19 protein-coding genes and 2 pseudogenes are annotated in these 20,357 nt (G+C 63.1%); 12 read left to right on the top strand and 9 right to left on the bottom strand.

The genetic code is table 11. From position 1 onward, the window contains the following. Positions 1-5: 5 nt before the first annotated feature. Both J2808_RS18225 and J2808_RS18220 read right to left on the bottom strand, forming a co-directional pair. The gene (locus J2808_RS18225; RefSeq protein WP_309819465.1) at positions 6-1,283 is read right to left on the bottom strand and encodes an NAD(P)/FAD-dependent oxidoreductase; all 1,278 of its coding nucleotides are present in this window, start codon (positions 1,281-1,283) and stop codon (positions 6-8) included. Between the two features lie 26 nt (positions 1,284-1,309). Then, positions 1,310-1,984 carry a haloacid dehalogenase type II gene (locus tag J2808_RS18220; protein ID WP_309819463.1) on the bottom strand — a complete coding sequence of 225 codons (675 nt, stop codon included), beginning with the start codon at positions 1,982-1,984 and terminating at the stop codon, positions 1,310-1,312. Between the two features lie 427 nt (positions 1,985-2,411). On the opposite strand from J2808_RS18220, the gene J2808_RS18215 reads away from it, so the two are divergent. The 11 genes from J2808_RS18215 (at position 2,412) to J2808_RS18165 (ending at position 12,534) form a co-directional block, all read left to right on the top strand. Continuing rightward, positions 2,412-3,332, top strand: coding sequence for an ABC transporter substrate-binding protein (locus J2808_RS18215; protein ID WP_309819461.1), 921 nt, complete (start codon positions 2,412-2,414; stop codon positions 3,330-3,332). 48 nt (positions 3,333-3,380) lie between these two features. Further along, the gene (locus J2808_RS18210) at positions 3,381-4,274 is read left to right on the top strand and encodes an amino acid ABC transporter permease (protein ID WP_309819459.1); all 894 of its coding nucleotides are present in this window, start codon (positions 3,381-3,383) and stop codon (positions 4,272-4,274) included. Then, complete coding sequence (locus J2808_RS18205; protein ID WP_309819457.1) at positions 4,271-5,038, top strand: amino acid ABC transporter ATP-binding protein; 768 nt, start codon at positions 4,271-4,273, stop codon at positions 5,036-5,038. Before J2808_RS18210 ends, J2808_RS18205 begins: the two co-directional genes overlap by 4 nt. Position 5,039: 1 nt before the next feature. Beyond that, positions 5,040-6,173 carry an N-methyl-L-tryptophan oxidase gene (solA, locus tag J2808_RS18200; protein WP_309819455.1) on the top strand — a complete coding sequence of 378 codons (1,134 nt, stop codon included), beginning with the start codon at positions 5,040-5,042 and terminating at the stop codon, positions 6,171-6,173. A 78-nt stretch (positions 6,174-6,251) separates the two neighbouring features. Beyond that, complete coding sequence (locus J2808_RS18195) at positions 6,252-7,505, top strand: aspartate aminotransferase family protein (protein WP_309819454.1); 1,254 nt, start codon at positions 6,252-6,254, stop codon at positions 7,503-7,505. 31 nt (positions 7,506-7,536) lie between these two features. Further along, complete coding sequence (locus J2808_RS18190) at positions 7,537-8,991, top strand: NAD-dependent succinate-semialdehyde dehydrogenase (RefSeq protein WP_309819452.1); 1,455 nt, start codon at positions 7,537-7,539, stop codon at positions 8,989-8,991. A gap of 39 nt (positions 8,992-9,030) precedes the next feature. Next, positions 9,031-9,723 carry a GntR family transcriptional regulator gene (locus tag J2808_RS18185; RefSeq protein ID WP_309819450.1) on the top strand — a complete coding sequence of 231 codons (693 nt, stop codon included), beginning with the start codon at positions 9,031-9,033 and terminating at the stop codon, positions 9,721-9,723. Positions 9,724-9,985: 262 nt separating this feature from the next. Beyond that, the gene (locus tag J2808_RS18180; protein WP_309819448.1) at positions 9,986-10,345 is read left to right on the top strand and encodes a hypothetical protein; all 360 of its coding nucleotides are present in this window, start codon (positions 9,986-9,988) and stop codon (positions 10,343-10,345) included. Positions 10,346-10,495: 150 nt separating this feature from the next. Beyond that, the gene (locus tag J2808_RS18175) at positions 10,496-11,188 is read left to right on the top strand and encodes an MSMEG_4193 family putative phosphomutase (RefSeq protein ID WP_309819445.1); all 693 of its coding nucleotides are present in this window, start codon (positions 10,496-10,498) and stop codon (positions 11,186-11,188) included. A 24-nt stretch (positions 11,189-11,212) separates the two neighbouring features. Beyond that, positions 11,213-11,767, top strand: a complete 555-nt coding sequence (locus J2808_RS18170) for a DUF3090 domain-containing protein (RefSeq protein ID WP_309819443.1) — start codon at positions 11,213-11,215, stop codon at positions 11,765-11,767. Next, positions 11,767-12,534 carry an SCO1664 family protein gene (locus J2808_RS18165; RefSeq protein ID WP_309819440.1) on the top strand — a complete coding sequence of 256 codons (768 nt, stop codon included), beginning with the start codon at positions 11,767-11,769 and terminating at the stop codon, positions 12,532-12,534. Before J2808_RS18170 ends, J2808_RS18165 begins: the two co-directional genes overlap by 1 nt. Positions 12,535-13,283: 749 nt before the next feature. On the opposite strand, the gene J2808_RS18160 is transcribed toward J2808_RS18165, so the two are convergent. From J2808_RS18160 to J2808_RS18140, 5 genes are all read right to left on the bottom strand, one after another. After that, entirely contained in the window at positions 13,284-14,126 is an 843-nt protein-coding gene (locus J2808_RS18160) for an alpha/beta fold hydrolase (protein WP_309819438.1), read from the bottom strand. Between the two features lie 167 nt (positions 14,127-14,293). Beyond that, complete coding sequence (locus J2808_RS18155; protein WP_309819436.1) at positions 14,294-15,466, bottom strand: pyridoxal phosphate-dependent aminotransferase; 1,173 nt, start codon at positions 15,464-15,466, stop codon at positions 14,294-14,296. Between the two features lie 57 nt (positions 15,467-15,523). After that, entirely contained in the window at positions 15,524-16,141 is a 618-nt protein-coding gene (locus J2808_RS18150) for an RraA family protein (RefSeq protein WP_309819434.1), read from the bottom strand. Further along, positions 16,138-16,797 carry an RraA family protein gene (locus J2808_RS18145; protein ID WP_309819433.1) on the bottom strand — a complete coding sequence of 220 codons (660 nt, stop codon included), beginning with the start codon at positions 16,795-16,797 and terminating at the stop codon, positions 16,138-16,140. The genes J2808_RS18150 and J2808_RS18145 overlap by 4 nt, the downstream gene beginning before the upstream one ends. Continuing rightward, entirely contained in the window at positions 16,797-17,465 is a 669-nt protein-coding gene (locus J2808_RS18140) for an RraA family protein (RefSeq protein ID WP_309819431.1), read from the bottom strand. Before J2808_RS18140 ends, J2808_RS18145 begins: the two co-directional genes overlap by 1 nt. 79 nt (positions 17,466-17,544) lie before the next feature. On the opposite strand from J2808_RS18140, the gene J2808_RS18135 reads away from it, so the two are divergent. Then, complete coding sequence (locus J2808_RS18135) at positions 17,545-18,432, top strand: LysR substrate-binding domain-containing protein (RefSeq protein ID WP_309819429.1); 888 nt, start codon at positions 17,545-17,547, stop codon at positions 18,430-18,432. Positions 18,433-18,595: 163 nt separating this feature from the next. Here the strand turns inward: J2808_RS18135 and J2808_RS18130 are convergent. Beyond that, positions 18,596-19,082, bottom strand: a pseudogene (locus J2808_RS18130) (ATP-binding protein); the annotation flags it as partial. Further along, positions 19,082-20,279: pseudogene (gene istA / locus J2808_RS18125) on the bottom strand (IS21 family transposase). The pseudogenes J2808_RS18130 and istA, both read right to left, overlap by 1 nt. Positions 20,280-20,357 lie beyond the last annotated feature (78 nt).

Below are 20,357 nucleotides of genomic sequence, written 5' to 3'. Positions count from 1 at the left end.
CCTGCCTATTTGACCCGGTCGATGATTTTTGCCGCTGCGCCGATGAAGGGCAGGAACCAGGGCGGACCGAAGTGGCCCGGGACGGGCGGGTTTTTCAGGTCTCCCCACACATTGGCGGACTTGTCTCCGGCCATGTAGTGGGCCATTCTCTTGCCCATGTGCGCGGCCATCTGCACCCCGTGTCCGCTGTAGCAGAGGGAGTAGAAGAGTCCGTCATGCTGACCCGCGTGAACCATCTGGTCCATGGAGAGGTCCACCAGACCGCCCCAGATGTAGTCCACCTTGGCGTTGGACAGGTACGGGAAGAGTTCGAGCATGGCCTTGCGCAGGATCTCCGCGCTCTTGACGTCCGAGTCCGGGCTGGACAGCGCAAAGCGGGCCCGGCCGCCGAAGAGCAGACGGTTGTCCGGGGTGATCCGGAAGTAGTAGGTCAGCATCTTGCTGTCGGAGGCCTGGCGCCGGTTGGGCAGAATCCGGTTGACCACGTCTTCGGGCAGCGGGTCAGTGACAATGATGAAGCTGCCCACCGGGATCACGCGGCGCTGCAGCCACGGGGTGATGTTGCCGGTGTAGCCGCTGGTAGCGACCAGGACCTGCTTGGCCCTGGTGATGCCCCGGGTGGTGTGCACGTCGTGCACGGTGCCGGAGACCTTCTTCAGCTCGGTCACGGCAGCGTTCTCGCAAATGTCGGCTCCGGCGGCAACAGCCGCTCCGGCCAGGCCATGGACGAACTTGCCCACGTGCAGACCGGCACCGAGCGGGTCAACCATTGCGCCCTGGTAGAAGTCCGTGCCGATTTCACTGTGGATCTCGGACTTGGGGATCACGGTGACATGGTGATCGGCCAGGGTGGCCAGTTTCTCCTGCGACTTCAGGAAGCCCTCGTAGTGGGACTTGTGGAACGCCAGCGAAAGCTTTCCGAAGCGGTTGTAGTCGCAGTCGATGCCATTGTCATGCACGAGCTTCTCGATGGTGTCGATGGCATCGTTGTATTCCTGGAACATCTCCACGGCACGGTTGGCCCCGTACCGCTTGACCGCGGTGCTGAAGCTGATGGCCAACCCGGTCGTCGCCATTCCCCCATTACGGCCGGATGCACCCCACCCCACGGTGTGGGTTTCGAAAACGGCAACGCTGGCGCCCTGCTTGGCAAATTCCAGGGCCGCGGACAGCCCGGTAAATCCGGCGCCGATGATTGCCACATCGACATTTTCCGGCACCGGAGTCTGCCGGTAGTCTCCGGATGCTTCGGCTGTGTCCAGCCAGTAAGGAATGAGTTTCACGGTTCGACCTTTCGCCTCGAGTCGTTTTAGAGACCGAGGTGCTTGTTGATCTCGTCCAGGGACTTAGCGGTGTTGAGGTCGTAGCCCTCACCAATGGGGTCATAGCCACGGTCCAGCATCCAGAGGTTCCGGAAGCCCATGTCGTGCATCGGATGCATGTCGTACCGGGTGTGCGAGGAGACGTGCAGGAAGTCCTCAGGCTTGGCATTCAGCGTGTCCAGCATGTACTCGAAGGCCTGGTAGCGCGGCTTGTAGGCCTGGGCCTGCTCAGCGGTAAACACGGCGTGGAAATCAGCGCCGAGCTTGGGAATGCTGATCTCCAGGAAGCTGTCGTCTGCGTTGGACAGAGCCACCAGCTGGTAGTTATCGCCCATCAGCTTCAGCGGAGCCGGCACGTCCTCGTGGGCAACCCAGCCGCGTACAGCCTCGGCGAACTCTGCGCCGGCGCCTTCGGTCGGCCCAATGCCCCAGCGCTTGCATACTCGGTCAAAGGAATCCTGAAGGATCTGCTCGTAGGGCTTGTAGTCGCCAAGGACCTCGTCGAACCGGTACCCGCGGAACTGCTTCTTGAAGGCGGGCCACTGCTCTTCTGAGATGCGGCCATCGAGCAGGCGGCGCGTGGTGGGGTCAATGTCGAAGTTGATGAGAGTGCCGTAGATATCAAAAGAGATGTACTTCGGCCGGAAGTTCGTGTCTGCCATGATTCGTCCGTTTCTTCTGAGGATTGGTTGGGCCCTCTTGGGGGCCCTTATGTTTTGTCAGGATGCGTGCCCGGCACCAGGAAGTTCCTGCGTCCAGCATGGGACCGGGGTTCCCGTTATCACCGACTGTATGCCCGGAAATTGTCGATTGTCAACAGTTCATCGCAGTCAATTTGCGAACCATTCCCAACAGCAGCGTGAGTGCCTGGATGGAAAAATTAGTTGCTGTCAATTGTTGACAATCTGCACTTGAAGGGGTTGCATTGCTTTTAGAAAAGGAGAGATCCGGATCACACCGACGTCCTCAGGTATCACCGGGACTGATCTTCGCAGTCAGGCTCCGGGGGGATGCCCAGCGGAAGTTCCTTGTAAATCTTGCCACGTTTCAGCCAACACAGAAGGCTGAAACCATTCGAAGGGAATCACCATGAAGACCATCAACAAAGTCCAGACGGCGGCCGCGGGCCTCGCTGTTCTGTTGACCCTGAGTGCCTGTGGCGGCGCGGCCACCAGCACTTCGGGATCTGAGGCAAAAACCAACAACACCACCGACATCTCAGAAGGCATCCAGCCTGACGCGGCTGCCGTGGCACTGCTGCCGCAGTCCTTTAAGGACAAGGGCGAGCTCACGGTCGCGATGGACCTGCACTACCCTCCGACGACTTTCCTCGCGGAGGACAACCAGACCCCGATCGGGCTCAACCCGGACGTCGCCCGGCTCATTGCGAAGAAGCTTGACCTGAAGCTGAAGTTCGTGGACACGAAGTTCGACACGATCGTCCCCGGCCTCGACGGTGGCCGGTTCGACTTCACCGCCACGACTATGTCCAAAACCGAAGAGCGGCTCAAGGTCCTGGACATGATCGACTACTTCAGGGCCGGCAACTCCGTGGCCGCGGCCGCCGGGAACCCGCTGAACCTCACCGTCGAGACCCTGTGCGGGAAGAACATCGCGGTCACCCAGGGCTCGACCGGCCAGCTCAAGCGCCTCCCGGCCCTTAACGAGCAGACCTGCACCTCCAAGGGACAGCCGGGGATCAACGCCGTGACGCTGCCCAACATCCAGGACGCCCTGACCCAGCTGCACTCCAAGCGGATCGACGGCATCCTCTACGACACGACCTCGCTCGGGTGGGCAGAGAAGCAGCAGCCGGGCTCCTTCACCATCCTGGGCCGGGTCAACGTCGGCTCGAGCGACCTGACCGCCGTCGGCCTGAAGAAGGGCTCGCCGCTGACCCCGGCATTCCAGAAAGCGCTCCAGTCCGTCCTTGAGACCCCGGAGTACAAGGAGTCCCTCGAGACCTGGGGTCTGGACTCCGGGGCCATCACCGACGCCAAGCTGAACTAGCGGGGCGCCACTATGGTCACAGCTACTAACAAAGAAAGTAGGACAACGATGGGTAGCATTGATGCAGCCCTCAAGCCACGGCTTCGGCTTCGGACTCCCTCCGAGTACGCGGGATGGGTCCTCAGCATTCTCGCCGGCATCGGGATCCTCATCTCCGTCCTCACCAACCCGAACTTCAAGTGGGGTGTGGTTGCCAGGTACTTCACCCATGAGTCCATCCTCCGTGGCCTGATGCTCACGATCTTCCTCACGCTGGCGAGCATGGCTCTGGGAACGCTGCTGGGGCTGGGCCTGGCGATCATGCGCTCCTCACAGGTGAAGCCGGTCTCCATCGCCGCGGGGCTTTACATCACCTTGTTCCGGGGCACCCCGGTCCTGGTGCAGCTGATCTTCTGGTTCAACATCTCCGCCCTCTATCCGAACCTGTCCATCGGAATCCCGTTCACCGACATCAGCACCGCAATCGACACGAACGCCCTGATGGGGCCCATCACGGCTGCTCTCATTGGCCTGACACTCAACGAGGCCGCCTACATGGCAGAGATTGTCCGGGGCGGGTTCTCCGCGGTCGGTAAAGGCCAGATCGAGGCGGCAGATTCGCTGGGCATGAGCGGGGCGATGAAGATGCGCAAGGTCATCATCCCCCAGGCGATGCCCTCGATCATCCCCGCGACCGGAAACCAGTTCATCGGCATGTTCAAGGAGACCTCCCTCGTCAGCGTGCTTGGCGTCGCCGAACTGCTCCAGAGCGCCCAGCTCATCTACGCCCGCACCTACGAGACCATCCCGCTGCTGATCGTCGCCAGTCTCTGGTACCTCGTGATGACCCTCCTGCTGAGCTACCCGCAATCCAAGCTCGAGCAAAAATACTCGCGTTCCTCCTCAAGGCTTCCCCGGAAGACAAAAGTTGTCCTGACCGACCCGGAAGGTATCGCCCGATGAGTACCGACGGCACCATTCACGCCCGCAGAATCCGAAAGTCCTTCGGACCCAAAACAGTCCTCAAAGACATCAACCTTGACATCGCCAGCGGCGAGATCTGCTGCATCATCGGACCCAGCGGCTCCGGTAAATCCACCGTCCTGCGCTGCATCAACGGCCTGGAGACGGTCGACTCGGGAGTCCTGAAAGTCAACGGCGAAGACTTCGGCTACTACGAAACCGACACCGCCTATCATGCACTGCCGCCCAAAAAACTGGCTGAGCAGCGCACGAGGGTCGGCATGGTCTTCCAGTCCTTCAACCTGTTCCCTAACATGACCGCACACGAAAACATCATGTCCGGACCGGTCCTGGTCAAGCGTGCGGACAAGAAACAGTCAGCCAAGCGTGCCCACGAGCTGCTCGCCAGTGTTGGCCTGGCCGGGTTCGGGGACTACTACCCCGCCCAGCTCTCCGGCGGGCAGCAGCAGCGCGTCGCGATCGCCCGGTCCCTGGCCATGGACCCCGAGATCATGCTCTTCGACGAACCCACCTCCGCCCTGGACCCCGAAAAAGTCGGCGAAGTCCTCGCCGTCATGAAGGAACTCGCCAAGAAGGGCATGACCATGGTGGTCGTCACTCACGAAATGGGCTTCGCCCGCGAAGTAGCAGACTCCCTGATCTTCATGGACGACGGCTACATCGTTGAACGCGGCGACGCGCGGGAGGTTCTTTCCAACCCCAAAGAAGCCCGGACGCAGGCCTTCCTGGAACAGGTGCTCTGAGGTGGACGGAAAACTCGCAGTCATCGGCCTGGGCAGCATCGGCAGCATGGCACTCTGGCAAGCCTCCCGCCTGTCCGATTCCGTCACCGGATTCGAGGCCCACGCACCCGCCCACGCCCGCAGCGCCGTCGGCGGTGACACCCGACTCTTCCGCATGATCTACCGCGGGATCCCAGACCTCCACCCCATCCTGGAACGCTCCCGCACGCTCTGGGCCGAACTCGAAGCCGAAACAGGCCAAAACATCCTGACCCGCTGCGGCGGACTCTCCATCGGAACCAAAGACGGCCCCTACCTCACGGCCCTGCTGGAAACCACCAGGGCCAACGGCGCGGACCACGAAATCCTCAGCCGCGAAGCCATGGCCGAACGCTACCCGCAGCACAACCTCCGCCCGGACGACATCGCCGTCTACGACCCCCACGCCGGCTCCCTACGCACCGACCGTGCAGTCACGGCGGCGGTTGCGGCCGCCCAAGCCAACGGCGCGACCGTCCACACCAACACCCCGATCGACAGCATCACCGAAACCGCGGACGGCGTCATCATCACCTCCGGCGACAAATCCTGGACTTTCGAGAACGTCATCGTTTCCTCCGGCGGCTGGTCCCAGCGGCTTATGCCCGACTACCTGAAGGCGGCAACGGAGACCAAACGGTGCTTCCTGACCTGGTTCGTCGCCCGGGACGCATCGGAGTTCTCACCCGAGAAGTTCCCCGTCTTCATCCGAATCTCCGGGGACCGCTCGATGTACGGCGCACCCGCCGTCGACGGCGCCACAGTCAAGGCAACCCTGGACGGACGTGGCGGACCCACACCCAACGCGGATTCGGTCCCCCGCGACCTAACATCCGCGGAAATCTCGGAAACCATGGAGACGGTCACCGAGTTCTTCCCAGGGCTGTTCCCCAATATTGTCCGCTCGGACGCCTTCCCGGACCTCTTCACCTCAGATGGGAAGCCTTTGATCGGCCACGTCAACGAAGAGAGCAAAATCTGTTTCGCCACCGGCTTCTCCGGCCAAGGCTTCAAAATGGCCACCGGATTCGGCGAAATCGCCGCATGCGAAGCCCTGGGCAAGCGCTCCTTCGACGGCCTCGATTTTGCGCGTCCTCAACGCTTCAAGTCGATATGACAAGAGCACCTGAAGTCCTAATCCCCACAACATAGACTATTGTTGACAATCTACAGTTCCTCAGAAAGTATGAAGCCCATGGCAACTCTCAGTCCACTCCTCAAGCAGGCCACTCCAGTCGTCGTCGACCATGCTCTCGGCAGCTGGATCCACGCGACCGACGGCAAAAAGTACCTCGATTTCACCACTGGAATCGGTGTTACCAGCACAGGTCACTGCCACCCCGACGTCGTAGCGGCAGCCCGCGAGCAGGTGGGCAAGATTGTCCATGCCCAGTACACAACGGTGATGCACAAGCCCTTGCTTGAGCTGACGGAAAAACTGGGAGAGTTCCTGCCCTCGGGGCTGGACAGCGTTTTCTACGCCACGTCCGGCTCCGAGGCAGTGGAAGCCTCGGTCCGTCTGGCCCGGATGGCCACTGGGCGGCCGAACATCATCTCCTTCCACGGCGGCTTCCACGGCCGGACCGTGGGCGCTGCTTCGCTCACTACGGCCGGTACGAAGTTCCGTTCAGGCTTCTCCCCCCTGATGGGTGGCGTGCACATCGCACCCTTCCCACACGCCTACCGGTATGGCTGGGATGAGGAAACGGCAGTCAACTTCGCCCTGAAGGAACTGGACCACCTCCTGCTGAGCATCAGCAGCCCGGCAGACACAGCCGGTTTCATCATCGAACCCGTCCTGGGCGACGGCGGCTACATCCCCACTCCCCCGGCCTTCCTCCAAGGCCTGCGGGAACGCGCTGACCGCCACGGCATCGTGCTCATCCTCGACGAGGTCCAAGCCGGCGTCGGCCGGACCGGAAAGTTCTGGGGCCACGACTGGGCAGGCCTCACCCCCGACGTCGTGATCACCGCGAAAGGACTCGCCAGCGGCTTCCCCATCTCGGCCATCGCCGCCTCCACCGAGCTGATGGGCAAGGCGTGGGCGGGCTCCCAGGGCGGCACCTACGGTGGAAACGCCGTAGCGGCCGCAGCCGGCGTCGCAACCCTGGGTGTCATTGAACGCGAGAACCTGGTCGAGAATGCCCTGGTCCGGGGCGATGAACTGCGGGCAGGGCTTGACCGGCTCAAGACAGAATTCACGGTCATCGGCAATGTCCGCGGCCGAGGCCTCATGCAGGGCATCGAATTCACCACTGCGGACAACACGCCTGATGCCGCCACAGCCTTGGCTGTCCAGCAAGCAGCAATCAAGGAAGAACTGCTCCTCCTCACCTGCGGTCCGCACGGAAACGTCGTCCGCATCATCCCAGCGCTTAACGTCAGCAGTGATGAGATCCAAGCCGGTCTGACCAGGTTCACCCAGGCGCTGAAGACAGCCACCTCCTAATATCTCTCCTACCATTTTCTGAAAGCGTGACATGAGCTCCTCATTCGACCCCTCAGATCTTCACACGGAACTGTTCATCGATGGCGTCTGGCAGAAGGCCGCCAGCGGCGCCACTTTCCCGGTGGAAAATCCGGCCACCCACGGGATCATCGCCCACGTAGCAGACGGCGGCCCCGAAGAAGCCCGCGCAGCGATAGAGGCTGCCGCCCGGGCCCAGGGGGCGTGGGGCAAGTCCACACCCCGCGAACGGGCTGACATTCTGCGCCGCGCCTTTGAGCTGGTGATTGCCAGCACCGATCGCCTGGCGGCAATCATGACCGCGGAGATGGGCAAACCCTTAGCCGAGGCAAAGGGTGAAGTGGCCTACGGCGCCGAAATGCTTCGCTGGTTCTCCGAAGAAGCCGTCCGCATCGGTGGAGACCACGCCACCTCCACTGACGGCAATACGCGCATCATGATCACCAAGGAACCGGTCGGCCCCTGCGTGCTGGTCACGCCGTGGAACTTTCCGCTGGCCATGGGTGCCCGGAAGATAGCGCCCGCCGTCGCGGCCGGCTGCACCATGGTCTTCAAGCCTGCCGAGCTGACACCACTGACGTCCCTCGCCTTGGTGCAGATCTTCAGGGAGGCTGGCCTTCCCGACGGCGTCCTGAACGTCGTCACCACCTCCCGCGCCTCCGCCGTCGTGGAAACCTGGACCAGCAGTGGCATTGCCCGGAAGATCAGCTTCACCGGCTCCACCCAGGTGGGCAAGATCCTGCTGCGCCAGGCGGCCGACAACGTCATGCGTTCCTCGATGGAACTGGGTGGAAATGCCCCGTTCATAGTCCTGGCTGACGCGGACATTGAGAAGGCAGTCGACGGCGCTATGAAGGCCAAAATGCGGAACATGGGTGAGGCTTGCACCGCGGCGAACCGTTTCTTCGTGCACCGTTCGGTCATAGAAGAATTCGGCGGCAAGTTCGCTAAGAAGATCTCCGAACTGCGGGTAGGCAACGGGGCCCTGGAGGGAACCGAGGTGGGTCCGCTGATCGAGCACAAAGGCCTGGACAAGGTCGAAAGCCTCGTGGCCGATGCGGTTTCCAAGGGCGCGCGCATCCTCACCGGAGGAACCCGCCCGGAGGGACCGGGATACTTCTACACCCCCACCGTCCTGACCGACGTCTCCATCGACTCCGAACTGATGAACACCGAAATCTTCGGTCCGGTAGCAGCCATCACCCCCTTCGACAGCGAAGATGAAGTCCTCCGCCTCGCCAACGACACCGAGTGGGGTCTCGTTGGCTACGTGTTTACTGAGAACATGGACAAGGCCCTTCGCTTCTCCGCAGAACTGGAAGTAGGCATGGTCGGACTGAACACCGGCCTTGTTTCAAATCCTGCGGCACCGTTCGGAGGCGTCAAGCAGTCGGGTCTGGGCCGCGAAGGCGGAAAGATCGGGATCGAAGAATTCCTGGAGTACAAATACACCGCAATAGCGGTCTAATAGATTCAACTTGCTGAAGCATGAAATGAGGGGATGTCAATGGCGGCACCGGAGGGAATGTTCGTATTGGAGGGCCGGCCCACGGCGCAGCTTATCGCTGACCAACTCCGGGAGCTCATCGTCCAAGGGGCTTTCAGCCCTGGGCAGCAGGTGAACGAATCCGCGCTGGCAAGCCAGCTGAAGACGTCAAGGGGTCCCCTCCGGGAAGCTCTGCAGCGCCTGTGCCAGGAGGGAATCCTGGTCAGCAAGCGTAATCGTGGCGTGTTCGTGCTGGAGCTTTCAACGGAGGACATTAAAGAGATCTACGCCGTACGGGAAGCGGTGGAACTGGCTGCTGCCCACATTCTGCTCGACTACGGTCAAGAACAGGTCGCGGATACGTGTCGGGAGCTCAAGGGAATCATCAGGGACATGGCAAAGCAGGTTGCGGTTTCGGACTGGCAGGCGATCGCCAGGCTGGATATGCAGTTTCATACCGCCTTTGTTTCAGGCACTGGAAACACGCGTTTGATCCGGATTTACGAGACACTCGCCGCGGAATCCAGAATGTGTATCCTCAGCCTGGAAGTCGCGTATCCCCGCATTGATGTGCTGGTGCAGGAACACCAGAACCTCCTGGATTTGCTCGATGCGCGGGACCGGAGCGGACTTCAGCAGGCCATCAAAGGCCATATGCAGAAGGCCGTCCAGGATCTCACCCTAACGCGGGAACCAAGCGGCATTACTGCCTAAGAGATATCGAACACCACAATAAGGGAAGAGCCCAGTTCCAACGGAACTGGGCTCTTCCCTTATTGTGGTGCTGGCTTGGGATGGCCGCCGCAACATGAAGGCGCAAGTGCCAGTGGAGCGTAGGCACCCGGCGGGCTTGGACCGTTCGCCTCACCTTCCGGTCTGGGGTCTAATTTCCGGCGTGCGCGCCTCTGTAACGGCGCAGTAACGCCAACAAAGTGTAGTGGGATTACGGGCTTTGTTCTCAAAGGGGAAGATTCAGATGAGGAGTTTCACGCTCACAGGCGAAGGCATCGAAGCGCGGTACAGCTCTGATGCCGGCGTGCTCTCGGTACAGGGCGACGACCTTCCGGGAACCGACCGGGAATTCTCCGGCCAGAATCTGGTGATATCAACGTCCGAGCTAGGGACCATACTGACGGGAGTTCTCCTCGAGAGTACAAGAAACCGCAGCGAAATCCGGTTGTCCTTGCTGGTTCCCTCAGGGCTCCGTCAGCTCGACGAAGGGGAGATTACCGGAGCGGCCATCGTTGTCACTGACCGAACCGATGCAATGGACTCAGGGCCGGATCCCCTGCAGGATTTCGACGTCCGTCAGTTGTCCGGGACGATGCAGGACTGAAAGACGGATCTCGCGCTGCAGCTCTCGAGCGGGGCCGGCGGATGCTGAAACCATCCAGGATGCCCTGGGTGCGGTGATGGCCGTAGTGCGGCCGATCGTGGAGTGCAACCGAACCCACACCGCCATCGAGCGGGTGGCTAGGCTGGGGGGATGGCGACAGTTATTCTCGTGCGGCACGGCCGCACCACAGCCAATGCCACTGGACTGCTGGCCGGTCGGGCCGTCGGCGTCAGCCTGGACAAGGTCGGGCGCGACCAGGCGGCTCTGACCGGAGACCGGCTCGCGGCCGTGCCCGTAGTCGGGGTGGTGTCGAGCCCTCTTGAGCGTTGTCAGCAGACCGCCCGGCTCATCCTCGACCGCCAGGCTGGTACGCCATACGCGCCGGTCGATCTCGATCTCACCGAGTGCGATTACGGCCAGTGGCAGGGCCGCACGCTCAGTGATCTCGCGACCGAGGATTTGTGGCCGGTTGTGCAGTCTCAACCGTCCGCCGTCGTTTTTCCCGGCGGTGAATCCATGGCCGCGATGCAGGCTCGGTCGGTGGCAGCGATTCGACGCCACGATGCAGCCTTCGAAGCCGAGTACGGGCCTGGGGCCGTGTGGGTGGCGGTGAGCCACGGTGACATCATCAAGTCAATCCTCGCCGACGCGCTCGGCATGCACCTTGACCTGTTCCAGCGTATTAACGTGGGCCCCGCCTCCGTATCGATCGTGCGCTACGGCGCTAGTCGGCCGAGCGTCTACGCGACCAACACCGACGCAGGTGATCTGTCATGGCTGTCGAACGGCATCCACTCTGGCGATGCGCCGGTGGGCGGCGGGGCAGGGCAAAAGGCGCCATGAACCTCATGGGGCTAAAATACTGACATGCCTACACGTGTTCACGAGTTTGCCTGGCCTGATCGGGTCGTCGTTGGCACCATCGGCCTTCCGGGGGCGCGCACGTTCTACCTGCAGGTGCGCGCAGGGACGCAGATCGTGAGTATTGCCCTGGAGAAGCAGCAGTCGGCGCTGCTCGCGGAGAAGATCGACGAAATTCTGGATCAGCTCATCACCGTCGAGGGCAACCCCTTCAGCGTTCCCACGAGTACTCCAATTGAACTTGTCGACAATGACCAGCTCGAGGCCGTTCAGGAGCATTTTCGCACCGGCGCCATGAGCTTAGGGTGGGACCCAACCACGGCCCAGGTCGTAATAGAGGCTTACCCCATCACGGATGTCGATGCTGATGACAACGATGATTCCATTGACGAGGACGGCGCTAACGAGCCCGAAATGCTGCTGGTGCGAATGCCGGTCGGCACCGCCCGCGCATTCGCCAAGCGCACCCGTGAGATCGTGGGCGCCGGGCGTCCCACATGCTCGCTCTGCGGTTACCCCATAGACGCCGACGGGCACATCTGCACCCTTCCCGAGGTCTGATGCCAGCGCCGGACCTAGTGACCACCGAGCTGACGCTCACCGGCCGCATCACGACGGCGTCAAACGCTACATTTCTGGGCAGCATCGGCGACGTGGTGGTCGTCTACAAGCCGATAGCAGGAGAAAGTCCGCTATGGGATTTTCCCCACGGCACCCTGGCTCACCGGGAGGTGGCCGCCTACCTGGTCTCGCAGGTCTTCGGCTGGGACGTCGTGCCGCACACCTGGCTGCGCGATGGTCCGATGGGCGAAGGAATGGTGCAGCTCTGGCAGGAGCAAGACCCCGCCCAAAGCGCCGTGAACCTGGTCGCAACGGACCACGTGCCGGAGATCGGCTGGAAACAGGTCCTCGAGGGTCAGGATGAGAATGGACGGATGGTCGCCCTCGTTCACGAAGACTCGCCAGCGCTCAGACGCATGGCGGTGTTCGACATGGTCGTCAACAACGCCGACCGCAAAGGCGGCCACATTCTTGCCATGACGGACGGACACCGGCACGGCGTGGACCATGGGCTCACCTTCCACCGTGACCACAAGCTGCGCACGGTGCTGTGGGGATGGCTGGGAGACGCTCTGACCGCCGAGGAACGCGACGGCATCGATCGTGTCACCGAAGGACTGCTCGGTGGGCTTGGCCGAAACCTGGCGGACTTGCTCAGCGCCGAAGAAATCGCATCGCTCGCCACGCGCTGCGCCCGGTTGCGCTTGGCAGGGCGGTTTCCGGCTCCGAGCGGTGAGATGCCGGCAGTGCCCTGGCCGCTGTTCTAATGGAATTACGGCTACGGGCTTCGCAGGCTGTGTCACGTTGATGGCATGTCTCTTAAATTAGCGACGAAGCTCATCATTCCTGAGTGCGAGCTCGGCTGGCGATTTCCTAGGAGCCAAGCCCCGGCCGGCGACCCTCTGTTCCGAAGGCTTGCGCGATGGGAGAGACTTCAACTGTCACCGGGAATTCGCTGCCCAAACGCCGATAACAGCGCATATGTCCCCCTGGGCTTCAGAGACGCCGTGTCATGCCGTTCCCTCCGCATTCCTGCATGAACAGGTATCAGAGCGGAGATTCCGGACCGGCCGCAACCCTCGGTCGATCCAACGAATAATCAGCAATCATCTTGTAAGCGGCCCTAGCGACCATGAAGTGGTGAACGCGAAAACCCAAGGGACGGACGAACGAGGATGTAAGTTGCGGATGACGTCGTCTTCACCCATTTCATGCGTTGCTCGGAAAGCATGTACAGGACCAAGCCAAGGCAGCTACGCGGCAGGCCGATAAAATCCCACGTACTCGAGGCGCCCTCCTGATTGTATGTGTCGGACCAACGACACCAGGCGATCACCCGCGGTCGAGGACTCCCTTGGCCACTTACCTGGACGAAAGGCCGGTTATCGGCAATCAGACCACGGGAGTGGAAGTAGCCGCGAGAACTACCGTTCCACGAGGGCTTTTCCGCAGGTCAGGCCACCTGGGTTTCGGCGCCGGCCGCGCTGTGCCGCCAAACCCATGTTCGGCCGCTGAGTCAGGCGCACGCGGTCTCCGCAGAAGGTGAATCTTCATAGGCACGTGCCTGGAAGGCCGCGATCCTGCGCCACATTTCCGGAGCGTTGGAGTACATGGGGAAGTGGCGGCTGTGCGGGATTTCCGCCAGGGCCACGCCGTTGGAGGCCAGGTGGGGCAGGTAGCTGAGGGTCTTGTTCTGCTCGCCGTACATGAACATCCGCGGCAGCGGCAGGGACAGGAACTTCGCCATCAGGTCTGCGTTGTCCGAGAGGTCCACCATGGATTCAAAGATTCCGCGGACAGCCCCGGCACGTACCTTGTAGCGGACGCTGGTGGCGTACAGGGGGCTTGAATAGAAGGGAGCTGCCCAGTTCCGGGCGATGAAGTCTTCAAGGAACTCTTCCGGGTCCTCGTGCGGGTGCAGGAAGATCTGGCGGCTGAGGAAGCAGTCCTCCGGTGCGACGTTTCCCTCGATGTCAGTAAAGCTGGCTACCCGCTCCGGTGCCTGGTGCGCGAGCATCAGGGAGGTCAGCCCGCCCATGGAATGCCCCACGAGGTCGAACCTGTCGATGCCTTGTTCATCAAGTGCTGCCAGGGCGGTCTTGAGCAGGAAGGGGATGGAGATCCGGTCCAGGTCAGAGCATTCGGACTCGCCGCAGCCAGGCGCGTCGTAGGCGAAAATCGGCCTGCCGGCGAAGGCAGGATGCAGTGCCACGTCCGCGTAGTCCTCCTTGGTGGAGCCAAAGCCGTGAAGAAACACGATGGGCATCCCGGCTCCCTTCCGGCTGATGCAGGAAAGCCGCACGCCGGTGCCGTCGATGGTCAGTTCCATCCAGTGCCTGGTCAGGGTGTTAGTGGTCAAGGGTCTTCCTTAAAGTCATGGAGTTTTCATCGGCGCGGGCGCCCGGCGGGCTATCCCAGTGCCGGGGTCTGCGTCAGGAGGGGTTTAAGGTCCCGGGGGCTGATCGTCGTGACGGATGCTGCCCGGTCTCTCACGGTGCGCTGGCCTGATTATCATCGCCCTGCGCTTCATACCATTTCCTTAACGGCCGATACGAAGCGGGCAAGCCCTTCTTGGAGGCTTTCGAGGTCCGTGGCGAAGGAAATCCGGATGTGGCCTTCGCCTGTTGGTCCGAACTCGCTACCCGAGCGGACAAGTACCCCGGCCTCAGCAAAGCGCGCCGTCATTTCGTCCGAGGTGAGGGATGAGGTGATCCTGGGGAAGGCGTAGAACGCGCCCTGGGGCGTCAGCATCTCAACGCCGGGAAGCCCGGACAGGAAATCGACCACGATATCCCGGCGTTTCTGATAGGACAGTGCTGCCGCCCGGAGATCGGAGCGGGGCATTTCCAGGGCCGTCAGTGCCGCGTCCTGGATGAACGTGCCCAGGGGCCCGTTGATGGTGCGGTGGATCGTGTTGATCTTCTCTGCCAGCCGGACCGGCGCTACAACGTGGCCGAGCCGCCAGCCGGTCATGGCGTAGGTCTTGGAGAAGGTGCTGCAGCAGATGATCTGCTCCCGTGCGTTAGCCAGCGTGAGCGCGGAGGTGAAGGCGCCGCCGTCGAAGATGATGTCTGCGTAGGCTTCGTCGGCGAGGAGCAGCAGTCCGGGGTTGTCCTGGAGGAGCTGTTCGAGCCGGTGCAGGTCGCTGCCGGGGTAGACGCGGCCGGTGGGGTTGCCGGGGTTGCACAGGATGATCATTTTGGCGGTGGGCGCCTCCTGCTGGAGGGTGTCCAGGTCCAGCGAACCGTCATGGAGGTTGGGTACCCAGATGACCTCCGCGCCGATCATGGCCGCATGGTCGGAATAGAGGGAGTAGGTCGGTTCGGGGATCAGGATCCGGTCGCCGGGGTTGACCAGGGCGAGCATGGTTGCCGCGAGGCCGCCACTGCCGCCGTGGGTGAGCACGATTTCCTCGGACATGGTGGGCCGGCCGTACTTGGCCGAGGTGTGTTCCGCGACGGCGTGCTGCAGTTCTGGGGAGCCGGCCATGGGTGCGTAGCGGGTCCGGCCGGAGGTCAAGGCGGTGACAGCTGCTTCGACGATGGCTGTAGGGGTGCCGGTGTCCGGTTCGCCCATGGCCAGTGAGATGGCGCCGGGCGTTTTGGCGCCGAGGGATTTGGGCCGTCTGCTGCTGCTGATGATCCGTTCCACGGCGGTGGAACCGGCCGTACGGGGGCGTGGGGTGGCTGCAGTTTCCATGATTTCTTTCGGGCAATGGCCGGGGAAGCGTTCCCCTGCCCCGGTCCAGTAAGGGGGTTAGCGGGCGGTGAAGGTGCCTTCGGCGCGCAGGTTGTAGAGTTCCAGGGTGGTTTTGCCGGCCCTGATATCGGCGATGATGCGCTGTTCGTCGGCGACGCGCTGGTCGGCGCGGCTGATGATGGCTGCGGCGGAGTCCCGGGGCAGGACGACGACGCCGTCAGCGTCGCCGACCACCAGGTCGCCGGTGTGGACCACGACGCCGCCGACACGGACCGGGGAACCCATGTCGCCGGGGTAGTCCTTGCCTGTGCCGACGACGGTGACGTGCCGGGCGAAGACGGGGAAGTCCATGGCCCCCATTTCCTCGGAGTCGCGGACACCGCCGTCGACAACGAGCCCGGCGATGCCGCGGTGCTGTGCGGCGACAGCGAGCACTTCGCCCCAGTGGCCGTAGGCGGCGCCCTGCAGGTCAACCACCAGGACACTGCCGGCAGGTGCGGCGAGCACGGCGTTGTGGAGGGCGAGGTTGTCCCCGCCGATGCCGCGGACGGTGAACGCCGGGCCGGCGACTTTGGCTCCGGCCCAGGCAGCCTTCAGGCCGGGGTCGCAGGCGCAGGGTAGTTTGGCTGCTTCGTACAGGGTGGCTGCGGAGTGTCCTCCTGCTGCGTTGCTCATGCTTTCCTCCACTGCAGGTTGTGGTAGCCGAGGTCGGCGCGGGCCTGGACCAGGGTCGATCCTGCCTTGACCGCTTCGACGATCCGGGCCTCTACGTCTTCGATGCGTTCTGCGATCTCGGCGATTTCTTCGGCGCGCCCGGCGGGAACAGCGAGGGCGCCGTCGGCATCGCCGCAGATGATGTCCAGCGGCGAGATTTCCACGTCGTTGATGGTGACCGGGGCATTGACGGCGACCAGCCGGACGCGGTCCTTGCCGGTGCGCATGAACCTGCCCCGGCTGAACAGCGGGTAGTTCTGGCGCAGGGCCGCGTTCAGATCCCGGCACACGCCGTTGATGACGGTTCCGCCGATGCCGCGGGCGGCGGCGATCTCGGTCATGATGCCGCCCCAGACGGTGACGTCGGTGCGGGCGTGGTTGTCGATCAGCACGACGGCGCCCGGCGGGACGTCGTCCAGGAAGTCGCCGACGCTGCCGCGTTCGGAGCCGGCGGGTTCGTACTGGACGGTGAAGGCGGGGCCGCCGATGCGGAAGTCGTAGGTCAATGGAGCAAGACCGTGGAGGGTGCCGTGGAGGCTGAGGGAATCCATGGCATCGGAAATGGATGCAGTGGGGATTGCCTTCAGCCGGGCCGCGATGTCAGTAGTGGTGTTCATCAGTGTCCTTCGGTGGTTCCTGCCAGGCGCGCGTCGCGCATGGCTTCATGGAGTCGAATGCCGGCGCGCAGGTCCGCGGCAATGCCGCGTTCCCGTTCTGCCACGGCCTGTGCCCTGTCCAGGACTTCTTCGGCGTGGGCGCGGGGGACCACGACAACGCCGGTCTCATCGGCGAACACCACATCCCCGGGGGTGACGGTGACGTTGCCGAACTGCACGGGTTCACCGGTGGAGCGCTGCTGCAGCCGGCCCCGGGCCGTAGCCGGGATCCGTCCCTTGGCGAAAACGGGGAAGCCCATGTCACGGGCCTCGTTGACGTCGCGGCAGGCACCGTCGGCCACCACACCCCGCACGCCGTTCAGGGCGGCGCCGAGGCTCAGGAGTCCGCCCCAGCACGAGACGTCCGTGCGGCCTTCGTTGTTCACCACGATCACGTTCTCGGCCGAGGCCGCAGCAACGGCAGCGGACCCGATGTGGGCGCCGGAGGGCCCGGGGATGTACGGCTCGAGCTGGACAGTGACGGCAAAGCCGACAATTTTCGGGTGTCCCCAGACGGGCAGGAAACCGGCCTGGCCAGGCGGCAGGTCCAGGGCGTCCAGGGCGTCCGATACGGCAGCGGAGTCAAGCTCCGCGTACCCGGCAAGCAGGGAAGTGTTTGAATCGGTCATGCTTCAAGTAGACCGGACACGGTTGATAGAGTGAAGGTCTGACTGCATATAGCTAGAAGACGAAGGGCGACTAGATAAGATGGTGGAAGTACGACAGGCCCGGTACTTCATCGCTGTTGCCGAAGAACTGAATTTCAGCCGTGCAGCAGACAGGCTGAACATGTCGCAGCCGCCGCTGAGCCAGGCCATTCTCCAGCTGGAGCGCCAGTTGGGAACTACGCTGTTGAACCGGTCAAGCCGGAGCGTTCTGCTGACCGAGGCCGGGCACGTGTTCCTGGAGCAGTGCAGGCTGCTGGTCGGGGCTTCGGAACGTGCCCGTGATGCGGCGACGCTGGCCAACGGCGGCCTGTCCGGCACACTTCGCATCGGTGCCGTCACCTCGGCGTTCAGTGAGACGCTGCCACTGATCTTGCAGAGGTTCCGCGCGTCGCGTCCCCTCGTGGACCTGCATGTCCGGGAGATTGACTCCCACCATGGGCGCGATGCCCTGGAGCGCAGGGAGCTGGACGTTGCAGTTATTCGACAGACCGCCACGGGCCGGCGCCTGAGCTCGGTGCCGCTGCGCCGGGATCATTTTGTGGTGGCCATGCCCGAAAACCATCCACTCTCGGTCAGCGAAGGGCCGGTCAGCCTCGCGGAGTTCCGTGACGAACCCTGGGTGTGGCTGCCCCGGCACATTTCCCCGGACTATCATGACGAACTGGTTGCCGCTTGCCGCCAGGCCGGATTCAGCCCGGAAGCCCAGCACTATGCCAATTCCATCAATTCCCAGCTCGCCATGGTCCGATGCGGGCTGGGGGTCACGCTTGCACCGGAGTCTTCGGTCAGGTACCAGCCACAAGGGCTTGTTTGGCGGGAACTGCGCAGGCGCGTGGATCTGGTAGAGCTGTCCGTGGTGGTCCGCTCCGGAGGGCAGGAACCCCTTGTCGAACGCTTCATCACCTGTTGCCAAACCAGCGAAGAATAGCCAGCCAGGAACTGAGCACTTCGGCAGGTGAATGTTAGCTGCAGGCTATCACCGCAAGATCAAATCGAACCTTTTGTATATTGCTTCTTCGGGGTCAAATGGAATGCGCGGATGGTGCGGAACTTTGAGGCGTCCTTCCGTCAATCCGGCGGTCTACCCCGCCCAATGCGGCTCTTTCCTGGGGCAGCCTGCCGTTCTGGTGGGCTGCCTGGAGCCGTGCGACCCAGTCGATGGCGGTGGCGAACAGGACGGTGACCGAGCTGGGTAGCCCGTAAGCCCAGCCCAGTGGCGAGGTGGGTTTTGCCGGTGCCGGGCGGTCCGAGCAGGACGATGTTGGACGCTTCGGTGAGGAACGCGCCGGTGGCCAGGTGCGCGATGGTGTCGCGTTTGAGGCCGGGCTGGTGATCGATATTGAAGTCCTCAAGTGATTTACGGGCCGGGAACCCGGCCGCCCGGGCCCTGATCTCAGCGCCGGAGGCTTCCCCGGCTGCGACTTCCCGGGACAGGACAGCGGCGAGATACTCCTCGTGGGTCCAGCCGCCTTCACGGGCCTGGTCCGCGAGCCGGGTTGCTGCTTCACGGATCCGGGGTGCTTTCATCGCCCGGGAGTAGTACTCGATCTGACCGATGGTTTCCTTAGCCGCTGGCATCAGGCGACCTGCCCGTCAACAACCCCGAACGCCCGGTCGTAGTCCGCCAGGTCCCGCAGCCCGGTGGTTTCGCCAACCGGATGAGGGGTTTGGAAGGCCTTCCGCAGTGCCCTTGCTGCCTCGACGTGGTCCGGGTCGGTGATGGTCAGACCGGTGCCCCAGGACCGGGGGTGGGTCCCGACCGATCTGCCGTCCAGACTGATCGTGACGGTTGCGAGGTCGGCGGTGACGTCGACGAACCGGCCGATGGCCTGCGGGTGGACGGAGTAGTCGTTGGATCCCATCCGAACGTAGTAGTCCCACGGGAGCCGAACCCGCGCGGTGAATCCGGTGACCGGTGGAATCGGTGGCAGCGCCAGCATGGCCGCTTTGTCAGCAGCGAGCAACTCCGTCGGGCGGGCACCGGTCCGCCTGACAAGCCGGGCATTAGCCTTCGGCAGCCACTGTCCGAGCTGGTTGTTGAAGTCCTCGGCAGAGGCGAAGACCCGGCCGGGCAGGAAGGATGTCTCCAGGAACTGGTTGGCCCGCTCCACCACGCCCTTGCTCTCCGGATCATAGGGTTTGACCTGCACGATCCGGGTGGCCAGGACCCCCGCGAACGCCGCGACGCCGGCGGCGTAGCTGTTCCGCCGGCCAATGCCGGTTTCGTTGTCCCAGATCAGCCGCCGCGGAACCGCGCCCAGGGACTCGAGCAGCTCCCACATCCCGGCCAGCAGGTCTCCGGTCATCCGGGCCATGATGAACCGTGAATGCGAAGACACCATCACCAACACCGGCAACACCCTGGCTTTGCCGGTGCTGACAGGTATCCGCACCTCTGGGAACCACAGATCGCACTGCGCCTGATCCCCGGGCTGGTAAGTGATCCGATCCGCAGGATCCGCCGGGGCATACTCCGGCCGGATCCTGGCCACGTTCTCACGGAACCACGCCGGCGACCCGGACCATCCAACCCGTTCGGCCAGCACTGTCGCCGGCATCCGCGGGTTCTCCAACAGCAGCGCACGAATGGCCGGTTCCACCGCCTTGATCCCGGAGTCCTGCGGTGCGCGCACATACGTTGGCGGACCGTCAGCGCCGACAGCCTTCGCGACGGTGTTCCGGGAGATTCCCAACCGCGCCGCTATCGATCTCATCGACTCACCCTCGGCCAGATGCAACCGGCCGGATAAGCGCCCAATCCTCCACTGTGATCACCCACCCAATCGTTTGGAACGGGTGGCTCAGTTTTCAACCGTCACAATGGCTCAGTTTTCGACCGTCACCGACACGATC

Source organism: Pseudarthrobacter sulfonivorans (genome assembly GCF_031454915.1).
GTDB lineage: Bacteria > Actinomycetota > Actinomycetes > Actinomycetales > Micrococcaceae > Arthrobacter > Arthrobacter sulfonivorans_C.
Note: the sequence above shows the minus strand (reverse complement) of the source record. Positions and strands in the feature narration are given on the sequence as shown.